We start from the raw sequence: 13,997 nt of genomic DNA on the forward strand, positions 1-13,997 counted from the left end.
ATGCCTCGTACGCACCCTCCGATCGACCCCGGCGTTCGTCAGCCGCGTCCGGCGACCGTACCGGCCTCGTCGTCGGCTGCCTCGTCGCCGTTCGCCTCGGTCGGTCGCGGACGGAGCCGTACCCTGGTGATGGCGTGCCGGTCGATCTCGGCGACCTGCGCGGTGAAGGCCGGCAGCTCGACGGTCTCGCCGGGCGCGGTCGGGATGTGACCGAGCCGGGCGAGGATCAGGCCGGCGACCGTGGTGTAGTCGCCGTCGTCGGGCTCGTCGAGGTCGAGGCCGATGTCGGGCAGGTCGTGGATCGGGAACGTGCCGGCGACCAGGAGCGTCCCGTCGGGCTGCCGGACCACGGCCTGGACGTCACGGTCCGTCTCGTCGTAGATCTCGCCGACGATCTCCTCGATCAGGTCCTCCATCGTCACGATGCCGTCGTTGGCGCCCCGCTCGTCCACCACCACGGCGAACTGCTGGCGCTGCTGGCGCATCTGCCGCAGCGCGTCGGTGACGCCGAGGGTCTCCGGCAGGAAGAGCGCCGGGGCGACGTGCCCGGCGACCGTACCGCCGTCGTCGAGCAGGTCCCGCAGGTGCACGACGCCGAGTACGTCGTCGAGGCCGCCCCGGGTGACGACCGGGGCGCGGCTGTGCCCGGACTCGGCGAGCTGCCGCCGGGCCGCCGAGGTGGGCAGGTCGGCGCGCAGGGTGACGACCTGCCCGCGCGGTACCAGGATCTCCCGCAGGATCCGGTCGGCGATCTCGAAGGCGCCGCTGATGATGGTGCGGTGCTCGGCGGAGAGTCCGCGTTGCGCCGTGACCATCTCACGCAGCTCCTCGGCGCTGACCTCTTCCGGGCCGCCCTCCGGGTCGGCCCCGGTGAGCCGGACCACCAGGTTGGTGGACTTGCTGAGCAGCCAGACCGCCGGCCGGGAGAACGCGGCGAGCACGTCGAGCGGGCGGGCCACCACCAGCGACCAGCCCTCGGCCCGCTGCATCGCGATCCGCTTCGGCGCCAGTTCGCCGAGGACCAGGCTGACGAAGGTCAACAGGATCGTCACCAGGATGACGGAGGCGGGCTCCGCGGCCGAACCGAGGAAGCCGAGCAGCGGCACCAGGGGTGCGGCCAGCGAGACGGCGGCGGCGGCCGAGGCGAGGAAGTTGGCCAGCGTGATGAAGATCTGGATGGTGGCGAGGAACCGGTTCGGGTCCCGGGCCAGCTTCGCCAGCACCCGGCCGCCGCGCGACTGCCGCTCCAGCCGCTGGATCTGGCTCTCCCGGAGCGACACCAGCGCCATCTCGCTGCCGGAGAAGGCCGCGTTGACCAGTACCAGGAACAGAACCAGTGCCACCTGTAGCCCGTAGCCGTCCACCGGAAGTCCGGCCTCCTCGTCCCGCTTGGTGTGGCCACCAAACCTAGCCGGTCGGCGGCGGTCCGGTACGGGTCAGGTGGCGAGGATGATCGTCATCGCGAGGTACGTGCCCAGCAGGAGTACGCCCTCGAAGCCGAGTCGCCCCCAGCCGCAGGTCTGCCGGACGAGCAGCCCGGCGAGCAGGATCGCGGTCATGAAGAGCCCGGTGGTGGTGATGAAGAGGTCGTCGTTGCCGGCGGCGTGGTAGATGGAGCCCTGCCGGTACGCGATGTCGCCGACCACCAGGGTGATCACGTCGAGGATGTTCCCGCCGAGGACGGCCGCGACGGCCAGGGTGACCGCACCCCGGCGTACGGCGGCGATCGCGGTGACCGTCTCCGGCAGCCCGTTCACGATGCCGAGCAGGACCCCGCCGGTGAAGCCGGCGGTGAGGCCGGTGGTCTCGACGACGCTCTCGGCGGCCAGTGACACCGCCCAGCCGCTCGCCGCGACGAGCGCCCCGACCAGCACGAACCGCCCCCAGAGCGTGCCCGCGCGGTGCCGGTCGAGGGCACCGTGGTCCTGCGGTACGTCGGGTTGGGTCTCCTTGGTGCCGACCGCCTGCCACATCGGTCTGGTGCCGGCGGTCCGGATCAGCCGGAGCCCGCCGAGGTAGCACGCGACGATCACGGCCGAGATCGGGTGGATGCCGCCGACGGTGACGTTCGGGCTGTAACTGCCGAGCAGCGCGAGGCTGAGCAGGGCGATCAGCAGGCAGCCGAAGAGCAGGTTCGCGGAGGAGGCGGCGGCGTGTTCGAGGTTGACCCGGCGGTAGAAGGCGTCCGCGACCGCGACCGCGGTGGTCTGGGCGGCGATGCCGCCGACCGCGTTGCTGTAGCCGAGCTGGGGATGGTCGCCCGCCGCGGTGACCGCCGTCATCACGATCCCGGAGAGCCCGGTGGCGACGCCGAAGAAGACCACGCCGAAGACGGCCTCGCCCCAACCGGTCCGGTCCGCGAGGGCGTCGCCCAGGGCGACGAGCCGGATGCTGCCGAGGATCGTGACCAGACCGGCGACGGCGAAGACGCCGACGCTGGGGCCGAGTGCCCAGGGCGTGGCGGGTAGAAAGCCCAGCATCGGGCGGTTATTCCCGAGTTGCCGGCTCCGAAGCATGCCGCCGGCATCGGCAGGTCCGCCCGCGCCGGCCGGGCCGGGGACCGCTCCCGGCGGTCGACCGGGGAGGCGCGCTCCCGGCGGTCAGCCGGCGGCGGTCACCGGTCCGGCCGGTCCAGCCACGATTCCAGCCCGTCGAGCAGCCGGTCCAGCCCGAAGGTGAAGCTCTCGTCCCAGATCCGCTCCGGGACGTACGCGGTCGCCCCGACCTCCTGCCGCCACCTGTCGTACTGCGGATGGTCCTTGGCTATCCGTCCGAGCTGGGGTTCCAGTTTCGCCACGATCTCCGTGATCGACATGCCGGACTGCCGCATGCTGGTGACCATCGCCGAGATGGTGGTCGCCGAACCGATCGCGTACGAGGTCAGCAGCGCACTGGCGTGGGACAGCTCCAGCCCGGCGAAGCCGGCGGCGGAGAGCAGCGCCACGGTACGCTCGCCGATCCGCATCGCGTTCGGGCCGAGGTTCGGGCGTACCCCGAGCAGGCCGATCACCCACGGGTGGCGGAGCAGCATCTCCCGGGTGCCGGCGGTCAGCACCGACGCGCCGACCCGCCAGCTCGTGTCGCCGACCTCGGGGACGTAGACCTCGCCCATCACCTCGTCGACCGCGAGTTCGAGCAGTTCGTCCTTGTTCGTCACGTACCAGTACACCGAGGTGGCGCCCGAACCCAGCCGGGTGCCGAGCCGGCGCATGCTCAGCCCGGCCAGTCCCTCGGCGTCCAGCAGCTCGATCGCGGCCCGGACGATCTGCTCACGGCTCAGCGTGGGTTGTTCGCCCCGGCCCCGGGGCGGGCGCAGCCACACCGAGTCGGTGAACGGGTCGGACTTCGGCATCCCCGATCCTTTCGACCCGGCCATCCTACCGGGTCTCGTACAGCGTTCGAGATTTCTGGTACGCCGTTCTAATTTGCTGGTACGGTGTGCGAGATTCCTCGAACGCTGTACGAGCGGAGGTCCTGGTGTCCACATCTCATCCGCGTCGCTGGTGGATCCTCGGCGTGCTCTGTCTGAGCCTGCTGGTGGCCGTCATCGACAACATGGTGCTCAACATCGCCATCCCGGCGCTGATCCGCGACCTCGGGGCGAGCGCCTCGGAGATCCAGTGGATCCTCGACTCGTACATCCTGGTCTTCGCCGGCCTGCTGCTCACCGCCGGCAGCCTCTCCGACCGGCACGGCCGGCGACGCGCCCTGGTGACCGGGCTGGTCGTGTTCGGCGGCGCCTCGGTACTGGCCACACTCTGCCAGACCCCCGGTCAGCTCATCGCGGCCCGGGCCCTGATGGGGGTCGGCGCCGCCTTCCTGATGCCCAGCACGCTCTCGATCCTCACCACCGTCTTCGACTCCTCCGAACGGAAGAAGGCCATCGCGATCTGGAGCTCCGTGCTGGTACTCGGCGCGCTCGGCGGCCCGACCCTCGGCGGGCTGCTGTTGCAGCACTTCTGGTGGGGGTCGGTCTTCCTGCTCAACGTCCCGATCGCCGTCCTCGGCATCGTCGCGGCGCTCCTGATCATCCCCGAGGCGCGCGGTCCGGCCAGCCGACCCGACGTGGTCGGTGCGCTGCTCTCCACCGCCGGCATGGCGGCGCTGGTCTGGGCGGTCATCTCGTCGGCCAAGGAGGGCTGGTCCTCCCCGCCGACCGTCGCCGGGCTGGTCGGCGCGGCCGTACTGCTCAGCGCGTTCGCGCTCTGGGAGCGCCGGGTCGCCGAGCCGATGCTGCCGATGTCGCTCTTCCGGGACCGGAACTTCGGCGGGGCCAGCCTCTCCATCGTGCTGCTCTCGCTCTCGGCCGGCGGCGTGCTGCTCGCCCTGACCCAGTACCTCCAGTTCGTCCTCGGGTACGGGCCCATGCGGGCCGGCCTGGCGTTCGTCCCGATGCTGGTCACCGTGATGGCCTGCAACGGCCTCGGCGTACTGGTCGACCGGCGGTTCGGTGCCCGGGTCGCGATCGCCACCGGGCTGTCGCTGATGGCCGTCGGCTTCGGGGTGCTCGCCTCGATCGGGCCCGCCGACGGCTACCCGACGCTGGCCGTCGCGCTGGTCCTGATCGGGGCGGGCAGCGGCGTCACCGGACCGCCGGCCGTCGGCACCCTGCTCGCCGCGCTGCCGCCGGAACGTGCCGGCGTCGGCTCGGCGGTCAACGACACCGTGCAGCAGATCGGCACGGCGCTCAGCGTCGCGGTGCTGGGCAGCGTACTGGCCGCCGCCTACCGGGGCGCGATGCCGGCCGAGGTCACCGGTCCGGCCCGGGAATCCATCGGCGACGCCCTGCGGATCGCCACCGCCACCGGGGACGGCAACCTGGCCCGGCTGGCCCGGGACGCCTTCGTCGAGGCGATGTCCGCCACCGCGATCGTCGGGGTGGTCGGTGGCGTCGCCGCCGCCGTCGTCGCGGCGCTGACAATCCGGCCGAAGTCGACCCCGACCCCGACCCCGCCGCCGACCGCCGTACCGGTGGAAGCGGCCGGAGACGAGGTCGCCGCGCGGTAGCCGTGGCCGGGGCGTTCGGCGGCTACTCGTCGGCGAAGCGCAACACCGGCTTGATCGTACGGCCGGCATGGACGTCGTCGGCGGCGCGCTGGATCTGCCCGAAGTCGTACCCGGTGACCAGCCGGTCCACCGGTAGCCGGCCCTGCCGGTGCAGCCGGATCAGGGTCGGGATCAGCGACTGTGTCTCCGCGCCGCCGATGGTCACCCCGACCGCCGACCGGCCGGGCAGCATGGCGTTGACGTCCACCGGGACGGTGGTGCCGAACGGCGGCACGCCGACGAACGCGAAGATCCCGCCGACCGCGAGGCTGGCCAGACCGGCCGAGATGACCGCCGGCACGCCGGTGGCGTCGAGGATCCGGTCGACGCCATGCCCGTCGGTCAGCCGGGCGAGGGCCTCGGCCAGGTCGTCCGAGCCGGTGTCGACGGTGTCGGTGGCGCCGAGTTCGCGGGCCAGCCGGAGCCGGTCCGGCACCCGGTCCACCGCGATGATCTGTGTGGCGGGGCTCAACGCGGCGGCCATCACCGCGCTCAGCCCGACGGCGCCGGTGCCGAGGACCGCGATGCTGGCGCCGGGGTACGGGCGCAGCACGTTGAAGACGGTGCCGACGCCGGTCGCCACGCCGCAGCCGAGCGGGGCCAGCACCTCGAGCGGCGCCTCCGGGTCGACCCGGACGACGCTGCGCTCGTCGGCGAGGGCCAGCGCGGAGAAGGACGACTGCCCGAAGAAGTGGCCGTGCAGCTCGCCGCCGTCCGCCCCGGCCAGCGGGGCGGTGCCGTCCGGGCGGGCGCCGCGGAGCAGGTTGCGGGGCAGCCAGGTGTGACAGAGCGAGGGCTCGCCGCGGTGGCAGGACCGGCAGCTTCCGCAGGAGGAGAAGGAGAGCAGCACCCGGTCGCCCGGTGCCACCGAGGTGACGGCCGAGCCGACCGCCTGCACCACGCCGGCACCCTCGTGGCCGAGTACCCCGGGCAGCGGAAACGGGGCGAAGCCGGCCTGCACGGTCAGGTCGGTGTGGCACATGCCGGCGGCGACCATCCGGACCAGGACCTCGTGCTCGGCCGGGCCGTTCAGCACGATCTGCTCGACGACGAAGGGCTTGCCGGCGCCGCGGACGACCGCCGCGGTGGTGGGGAGCGGCATCTGGTCTCCTGCTGGTCGGTCTACCACCCGGATCGGTCGGTCAGACATCGACGATGCTGACTGCATGTTTCTAGCGCCCGGAGCACCGGGCGTCAAACCCGGTGGTGACGGTCGGTGCCGGCGTCCACCGCGTCGACCAGGGTGGCCAGGGCGCCGGCCAGCGCGGCCAGGCCGTCGGTGGGCGGGCCGCCGGGTTCGACCAGGTAGCCGTCCCGCCGGATCTCCACCATCAGGGCGGTCACCCGGCGGTCCCGGCCGTAGTAGCGCAACGGCACGTAGCAACCCGCGAACGGGGTGTCGACGCCGGTGTCGCCGAAGCCGGCGAAGGCCGCCCGGCCGGCCGCCAGCAGCCAGCCCGGGGTGTGCGCCGGATCGGTGCCGAGGCAGACCGCCGGCCGCTCGGTGCCGCCGATCTCGTACGGCAGCCGCCGGCTCGGATAGGAGTGCACGTCCAGCAGGGTCACCCGACCCCGGGCCGCCAACCGGGCCGCCACCAGCTCGGTGACCGCGCGGGCGTAGGGGCGGTACCAGCGGTCGAGCAGCCGCTCCTCGGCGACCGGGTCGTCGGCGCGCAGCCGGGAACCGTCGCTGGTCCGGGTGTAGACGGCGGCCATCCCGACCGCCCGCATCGACTCCCGCTCGTCCGGGAAGCGCTCCGGGTCGACGACCAGCCGGGAGAGCAGGTTGACGAACGTCCACGGGGTACGCCGGGCGGAGCCGGCGGCCCGGGCCGCGATCAGGTCGGTGTGCGCATCGGTCATCCGGGCCAGTTCGGCCGCCAGGGCGGCGTCGTCGAGCAGCAGCTCGGCGCGTACCTCCGGCGGGATCAGCCGACCGGCGTGCGGAACGTGCAGGACCACCTCGCTGTCGGCGGCGCCCGGCACGACCCGGAAGCCCGCCGACCCCTCCGAGCCACCGTGCCGCACCAACCACCACCGTCGCATCGACCCATCCCGGCGGACGCCGACCCGGCGACGGACCGGCCACCGCAGGTCCTTGCGCGTGCCGTCGAACCCGGGCGGGTCAGCTTCCGACAGATGTACGTTGTTCGATCACCATTTCCGCCCGTAGCCTACCCACGCCCCTGACCGGCGAAAAAGGAGTGTGTATGGGTCGGATCAGTAGGATCTGGCGGGTCGGACTCGCGGTGCTGCCGATGGCGGCGGTGGCCGTGCTGGGCGCCACGCCACCGGCGTTCGCCCAGGCCGGGCCGTCCATCGTGGTGGGTGACGGGGTCACCCAACCGGTGTTCGGGTACGCCGACGCGATCCGGGAGCGGCTCTTCGTCGACTCGACGTTCGACAGCGACAACGACGGCCTGCGCGACATCATCGCGTTCGACGTCATGCGCCCCAAGGCCACCGCCGACGGGCTCAAGGTGCCGGTCATCATGGACGCCAGCCCGTACTACTCGACTGTCTGCCGGGGCAACGAGTCCGAGTGCAAGGTCGACATGGACGGTGACGGCCTGCTCGACAAGTGGCCGCTCTTCTACGACAACTACTTCGTGCCGCGCGGGTACGCGGTGATCCTGCTGGACATGGTCGGCACCAACAACTCCACCGGCTGCCCGACCACCAACGGCGACCCGGACAACCTGAGCGCCAAGCAGGCGATCAACTGGTTGAACGGTCGGGCCACCGCGCGGAACGCGGCCGGGCAGGTGGTCAGGGCCGACTGGCACAACGGCCGTACCGGCATGATCGGCAAGTCGTACGACGGCTCGCTGGCGATGGCGACGGCGGTGACCGGCGTCAAGGGGCTGACCACCATCGTGCCGATCAGCGGCCCGGCGGAGTACTACGACTACACCCGCAGCAACGGGGTGATCACCCGAGGCAACAGCTACGTCGCGTCGCTGGCCAACACGGTGACCAACCCGGACCGCCGGGACTACTGCAAACCGGTCCGGGACGCGATGGCCGCCGCCGACGGTGACGAGACCGGCGACTACTCGGCCTTCTGGACCGAGCGCAGCTACGTCCGGAACGTCGACAAGATCAAGGCCAGTGTGCTGCTCTACCACGGGCTCAACGACGACAACGTCCGCCCGGACCACTTCAGCAAGTTCTGGTACGCGCTGGCCGCGCACGACGTGCCGCGCAAACTGTGGCTCTCCCAGGAGGGGCACGTCGACCCGTTCGACTCCCGCCGGACGGTCTGGGTGAACACCCTGCACCGCTGGTTCGACTACTGGCTGCACCAGGTACCGAACGGGATCATGGACGAGCCCCGGGTCGACCTGGAGCGCTCCGCCGACGTCTGGGAGACGCACGCCGACTGGCCCGTCCCGGGGACGACCGAGACCGAGGTCTTCCTCCAGCCGGGTGCCGGCGGCGCCGGTGGTCTCAAGTTGGTGCCGACGCGGAAGCCGGCCACCGAGACCTTCGCCGACGACCCGGCGCAGCGCCAGGACGCGATGATCAACAACCCGGACACCGTCACGCCGAACCGGCTGGCGTACCTGTCGGAGCCGCTGCGGGCCCCGCTGCACGTCTCCGGTACGCCCGTGGTGCGGCTGCGGGCCGGCGCGAACGCCACCGACACCAACTTCGGGGCGATCCTGGTCGACTACGGCACCGCCGAACGGGTGGCACACCGGGCCTCCGGGGAGGGCATCATCACCCTGGAGACCCAGGACTGCTGGGGCGAGACCAGCCCCACCGACGACGGCTGCTACAAGCAGACCCAGAAGCGGGTCGCCACCGCCGACCTCGAACTGGTCACCAAGGGCATCCTGGACGCCCAGAACCGCCAGTCGATCCGCAAGGCCACCCCGCTGGTCCCGGGCAAGCTCTACAACTTCGATTTCCCGCTGCTGCCGGAGGACTACGTCTTCCAGCCGGGCCACCGGATCGGCGTGATCGTCGTCGGGAGCTACCCGCAGTACTCCAGCCAGGCCGACCCTAACCGGGCCACCATCGACGTGGCGCTGAAGACCAGCCGGATCGTACTGCCGATCGTCGGCGGTACGCCCGCCGCACACGCCGCCGGGCTGTGACCGTACGCCCCGCCGGCCGTCACCCCGACGGCCGGCGGGGCGGCACCGGTCCGGGTACGGATAGCCCGGGCCACCCCGTCGGGCCGCCGCCAGGTGTATGATCCGCCGGTTGAGCCCTACCCCTGCGGCGTGTGCCCCGGACGCCGGCACCGGGCTCGCGACCGTATGGAGGATGGCGCATGTCCCAAGGCCAGGAGCTGTTCGACCTGCACGAGGACAAGACTTCGCGGCCCAGTTTCGAGACCACGCTGCGCGGTTACGACAAGCGGCAGGTCGAGCAGTACGTGGCGCAGACCGCCAACGAACTCTCGAAGCTGGTCTCCGAACGCGAGCAGGCGTTCAGCCACATCCAGGGGCTGACCGTCCATCTCCAGCAGGTGCAGGCCGAGCTGACCGAGCTGCGGGACCGCCCGCCGCAGGTGGACCGGGCGTCGTTCCGCGACCTGGGCCCGATGGTCGACCAGATCATGGCACTGGCCGAGAAGCAGGCCGGGGTGATCGTCGACGCCGCCGCCCAGCGGGCCACCGAGCACCAGAACGAGGCGGAACGGGTCCTCGCGGACGCCCGCGAGCAGGCCGAGAAGCTGGTCGCCGAGGGCGAGGCCAGCCGGGAGCGCGCCGAGCAGGAGGCGCAGCGGGTCAGCGAGCGGAGTGCCCAGCAGGCCGAGCGGGCGCAGGCCCAGGCCGAGTCGATGCTGGAGGCGGCGCGCAACCAGATCCAGCAGGAGATCGAGGCGGCCCGGACGCGTACCCAGCAGGAACTCGGCCAGTGGCAGGCCAACGTGGAGCGGGAGCTGACCGAGCTGCGCAACAGCACCGAGGCGGAGCTGACCCGGGTGCAGAAGCAGGTCGAGGAGGAGAACGCCAACCTCCGGTCGGAGGCACAGCAGTACGCCTCCGACCTGCGCCGACGGGCGGACGAGCAGGCCACGGCGCACCAGCAGCAGCTCGCGGCGCTCCAGGAGGAGATCGAGACGCGGCAGCAGTCGCTCGGCCAGTTGCAGGCGGCCCAGGAGAGCGCGCAGCAGAAACTGGCGCAGTCCCGCCAGGAGGGTGCCACGGCGGAGCAGGAGTTCGCCCAGTTGCAGCAGCGGCTCGGTGAGGTCCGGCAGGACCTGACCGCCGAACTCAACCGGCTGGACGAGGCCCGCCGGGCGGCCGAGCAGGCCGAGCGGCAGGCGGCCGAGGTGCGGGCCCGGACCCAGCGCGAGGCGAAGCGGCTGGCCGACAGGGCCGCCGCCGCGGTGCTGGCGGCCGCCGCGATCACCGGGGAGACCGGCGAATACCAGATGGTCGCGGTGCGCCAGGAGGCCAACCGGGCCATGGCCGAGCAGGCGGCGGAGCCGGTCGAGCAGCCCGACCTGCCGGAGCAGCGCGAGCCGGTCGAGCAGCCGGAACCGGCGGTGAACATGTTCGAGCCGGTCGAGCAGCCCGAGCCGGCGGTGAACATGTTCGAGCCGCAGCAGCACCCGCACCAGCCACAGCACCACGGGCACCCACACTCGCAGCCGCCCGTCTACACCCCGAACGGCGCCGACCCCGGCCGGTACTAGTCACCCCCGTGGCCCGGTCGCCGGTTCGTCGCGGTCCGTCGTCCGGTTGCGCTCAGCCGTCGGCCTGGTCGGGCCGCCGGCTGTCCGCCACCGCCGCGGGCGCGTCGGCGAGGGAGAACCGCTCCCGCAACCGTGAGTAGAACCGGGAGGGGCGCAGCCGTACCAGCCGGGCCGGCTCGCGCGCCGGCAGCACCGTCACCCAGTCGCCGGGATCGAGTACCCCGCGAAGCTGCCCGTCCACGCTGACCGCGACCTGCCCCGACTGGTCGAGCACGCGTACCGTCACCGCCTCCTCGGCGGCCATCACCAGGCTGCGGTTGAAGACCATGTGCGGGGCGACCGGGGTGAGGACCAGCGCGCCGAGCCGGGGGGAGAGGATCGGGCCACCGGCGGCGAAGTTGTAGGCGGTGGAGCCGGTCGGACTGCCCACCACGAGGGCGTCGGCCGAGTAGGACGCGAAGAGGGTCTCGTCCAGGTACACCCCGAGACTCGCCTGACGGTCCCGGGCCAGCTTCTCGAAGACGATGTCGTTGAGCGCGGTGACGTCCAGCGCCACGCCGGGCTGGTCGACCGGTTCGGCGGTACGGGGCAGTGGCGGGGGCGGTGGCAGCAGCGGCCCGCGTCCGTAGCGCAGCAGCGCCTCCATCCCGCCGGGGATCTCCAGCGGCCGGGAGGCGCAGAGCGTCAGCATCAGCCGCTCGTCGAGCTGTACCCGGCCGGAGAAGAACGCCTCCAACGCCGTGTCGATCTCGGTGGGCTCGATCTCGGTCAGGAAACCCACCCGGCCGACGTTGACGCCGAGCACCGGTACCCCGTCCTTGGCGGCGATCCGCGCGCCCCGCAGGAACGTCCCGTCCCCGCCGATCGTCACCACCAGCGCCGGGTGCCCGGCGGCCTCGGCCTCGTCACCCGCGTTGCGCCGTTGCCGGTGTTCCCAGGACGGCTCCCAGACGTCGATGTCGCTGATCCCGATCGAATGGTCGGCCGCCCAGCCGCGGACGGTCCGGGCCGCCGCCACCGCCGCCGCCCGGCCCTCGTGCACCACCAAGCCGATCCGCTGACCCGTCATGCTCTCTCTCGTCTCTGCTGCCTGGCGCCCGCGTCACCGGCCCTCGGGCGGTGAACGATCCGGTCGCGGTCCTGGGCACTGCCTACCACGAACCTGGTCGACCAGCCCGGACCGACCCGGGCCGGTCCCGTGCCCCGGCGGTGTGGGTGGCGGTACCCCCGTCCGGCGACGATCTCGGCGTGCCGGTGGCGGGGTGTAGGCCGGGATCGTCGGCCTCCGCATCGGGGCGGCACCGTGGCGTTGCCCAACCGGACCCAGGCGCGGCCGGTCCTGTGTGGAGTGCGAGCATGGCGGCCATGGAAATCTACGAGGACGAGCGTACGGTGTCGCGGGCGGACCTGGCGGGCTGGCTGCGCCAGCTGGCCCACCAGCTCGATTCGGAGGGGAAGATCTTCTACGGCGCGGCCGGTGCGGTCGCCGTCACCGACCAGGTCGAATGTGAGCTGGAAATCGAGCGCGACGGCGCCGAGATCTCCGTGGAGATCGAGTTCTCCTGGACGGATCCCGCGGCCGCCACCAGCGCCGCCGAGGACGAAGAAGACGAAGAAGACGAAGAAGACGGGGACGAAGAAGACGGAGACGAGGAAGGCGAGGGCGAGGAAGGCGAGGGCAAGGGGGACGAGGGCGAGGAGGGCGACGGCGGAGCGGACGAGGAGTCGACCAAGCCGGCGGCCGCCGAGGCGGCGCTGACCAGCGGACCGGCCGGCCCGAGCACCACCGCGAGCACCGAGGCTGAGTCATCCAGCCCGGCCGGCCCGAGCACCACCGCGAGCACCGGAGCCGAGTCGTCCAGCCCGACCCAGGCGTCCGGGACCGCCGAGCCGGCGGGTGAGGGCCGGCCGGCCGGAGCGGCCTGACCTCCGGTCGGGACGGCCGCCGGGTGGGCACCCGGATCTCCGACCGGCCTACCCGGCGGCCCCGCAATTCCGGCCAGGAGCTGACCGGAGTACGGCCTAGCGTGACCGCCATGACCAACCCCGAACCCCTGATCCGTCCCTTCCGCATCAACATTCCCCAGGCCCAGCTCGACGACCTGCACGCGAGGCTGGCGAACACGCGCTGGCCGGACGAGCTTCCCGGCGTCGGCTGGAGCCGTGGCGTACCGCTGGGATATCTGCGGGAACTCGCCGAGTACTGGCGGACGAAGTACGACTGGCGGGTGCACGAGGCGGCGCTGAACGAGTACCCCCAGTTCGTCACCACCGTCGACGGGCAGAACCTGCACTTCCTGCACGTACGCTCGACCGAGCCGGCCGCCACCCCGCTGCTCCTGCTGCACGGCTGGCCGGGTGGCGTGGTCGACTTCCTCGACGTGATCGGGCCGCTGACCCAGCCGGGCGCGTACGGCGCCGACCCGGCCGACGCGTTCCACCTGGTCATCCCGTCGCTGCCCGGGTTCGGCTTCTCGACCCCGCTGGCCGGCTGGGGATGGGGCCGGCCCGGATGGCGGCGGTACTCGGCGAGCTGATGTCCCGGCTCGGCTACCAGAGGTACGGCGTACAGGGTTACGACACCGGCGCCTGGGTGGGCCCGGAGCTGGCCCGGCGCCATCCGGACCGGGTGGTCGGGCTGCACCTCAACGCCCTGCTCACCTTCCCGACCGGCGTCGACGGCGAACTGGACGGGCTGACCGAGGTCGAGCAGCGTCGCTGGCAGGCGATGCAGGACTTCAACGACGGCTACCTCCAGTGCAACTCCAAGCGGCCGCAGACGGTGGCGTACGCGCTGCACGACTCGCCGGTCGGCCAGCTCGGCTGGATCGTGGAGAAGTTCAAGGAACTCACCGATCCCGAGGAGGGCCTGCCGGAGCAGAGCGTCGACCGGGACCGGATGCTGACCGACGTCACCCTCTACTGGTTCACCGGCACCGCCGGCTCGGCCGCGCAGATCTACTACGAGTCGATGTCGGCGACCGACTGGGCCGGGGACTGGGACGGAGGCGGCAGCGACGACGGAGGCGGCAGCGACGGCGGGGACGGCAGCGACGGCGGGAGCGCCGGGGCGGAAGCCGGAGCCGGGGAGTGGGCGGCGGCGTCGCGCGGCACCGTACCGACCGGGGTGCTGGTCTCCACCCACGACGTGACGATCCGGCGCTGGGCGGAGCGGGACCATCACGTCGTACGGTGGACCGAACTCGACCGGGGCGGGCACTTCCTCGCGATGGAGGCCCCGGAGCTGCTGGTCGGCGACGTCCGGGAGTTCTTCCGGCAACTGCGCTGAGGCGCA

10 protein-coding genes and 1 pseudogene are annotated in these 13,997 nt (G+C 72.3%); 5 read left to right on the top strand and 6 right to left on the bottom strand.

Features of this window, described 5'->3' with window-relative positions; genetic code table 11:
* Window positions 1-38: 38 nt before the first annotated feature.
* The 3 genes from C6361_RS22115 to C6361_RS37115 form a co-directional block, all read right to left on the bottom strand.
* Window positions 39-1,364 carry a hemolysin family protein gene (locus tag C6361_RS22115; protein WP_107258929.1) on the bottom strand — a complete coding sequence of 442 codons (1,326 nt, stop codon included), beginning with the start codon at window positions 1,362-1,364 and terminating at the stop codon, window positions 39-41.
* Window positions 1,365-1,436: 72 nt separating this feature from the next.
* Window positions 1,437-2,480 (bottom strand): sodium:calcium antiporter, encoded by a 1,044-nt coding sequence (locus tag C6361_RS22120; RefSeq protein WP_107268871.1) that lies wholly within the window; start codon window positions 2,478-2,480, stop codon window positions 1,437-1,439.
* 134 nt (window positions 2,481-2,614) lie between these two features.
* Window positions 2,615-3,352, bottom strand: a complete 738-nt coding sequence (locus C6361_RS37115) for a TetR/AcrR family transcriptional regulator (protein ID WP_159079424.1) — start codon at window positions 3,350-3,352, stop codon at window positions 2,615-2,617.
* Between the two features lie 125 nt (window positions 3,353-3,477).
* Here C6361_RS37115 and C6361_RS22135 point away from each other — a divergent pair, with 125 nt between their 5' ends.
* On the top strand, window positions 3,478-5,007 hold the full coding sequence (locus C6361_RS22135; protein ID WP_107268873.1) for an MFS transporter: 1,530 nt from the start codon (window positions 3,478-3,480) through the stop codon (window positions 5,005-5,007).
* A 22-nt stretch (window positions 5,008-5,029) separates the two neighbouring features.
* On the opposite strand, the gene C6361_RS22140 is transcribed toward C6361_RS22135, so the two are convergent.
* Together C6361_RS22140 and C6361_RS22145 are read right to left on the bottom strand one after the other, a co-directional pair.
* Window positions 5,030-6,148: an NAD(P)-dependent alcohol dehydrogenase gene (locus C6361_RS22140; RefSeq protein ID WP_107258933.1), complete on the bottom strand. Its 1,119-nt coding sequence runs from the start codon at window positions 6,146-6,148 to the stop codon at window positions 5,030-5,032.
* A gap of 92 nt (window positions 6,149-6,240) precedes the next feature.
* Entirely contained in the window at window positions 6,241-7,092 is an 852-nt protein-coding gene (locus C6361_RS22145) for an N-formylglutamate amidohydrolase (RefSeq protein WP_107268874.1), read from the bottom strand.
* Window positions 7,093-7,256: 164 nt separating this feature from the next.
* On the opposite strand from C6361_RS22145, the gene C6361_RS22150 reads away from it, so the two are divergent.
* A complete protein-coding gene (locus C6361_RS22150; RefSeq protein WP_234358947.1) occupies window positions 7,257-9,149 on the top strand; it encodes a CocE/NonD family hydrolase in 1,893 nt (630 codons plus the stop codon).
* Between the two features lie 179 nt (window positions 9,150-9,328).
* The gene (locus C6361_RS22155) at window positions 9,329-10,702 is read left to right on the top strand and encodes a hypothetical protein (RefSeq protein WP_107258935.1); all 1,374 of its coding nucleotides are present in this window, start codon (window positions 9,329-9,331) and stop codon (window positions 10,700-10,702) included.
* Between the two features lie 52 nt (window positions 10,703-10,754).
* Here the strand turns inward: C6361_RS22155 and C6361_RS22160 are convergent, their stop codons facing one another.
* Window positions 10,755-11,771, bottom strand: a complete 1,017-nt coding sequence (locus C6361_RS22160; RefSeq protein ID WP_107258936.1) for an NAD(+)/NADH kinase — start codon at window positions 11,769-11,771, stop codon at window positions 10,755-10,757.
* A gap of 287 nt (window positions 11,772-12,058) precedes the next feature.
* Between C6361_RS22160 and C6361_RS22165 the strand changes: the two genes are divergently transcribed.
* Both C6361_RS22165 and C6361_RS22170 read left to right on the top strand, forming a co-directional pair.
* The gene (locus C6361_RS22165) at window positions 12,059-12,628 is read left to right on the top strand and encodes an amphi-Trp domain-containing protein (RefSeq protein WP_107268875.1); all 570 of its coding nucleotides are present in this window, start codon (window positions 12,059-12,061) and stop codon (window positions 12,626-12,628) included.
* Window positions 12,629-12,759: 131 nt separating this feature from the next.
* Window positions 12,760-13,991 (top strand): annotated as a pseudogene (locus tag C6361_RS22170) (epoxide hydrolase family protein).
* Window positions 13,992-13,997: the final 6 nt, after the last annotated feature.

Origin of the sequence: Plantactinospora sp. BC1 (genome assembly GCF_003030345.1) — a bacterium.
In the GTDB taxonomy this organism is placed as follows: Bacteria; Actinomycetota; Actinomycetes; order Mycobacteriales; family Micromonosporaceae; genus Plantactinospora.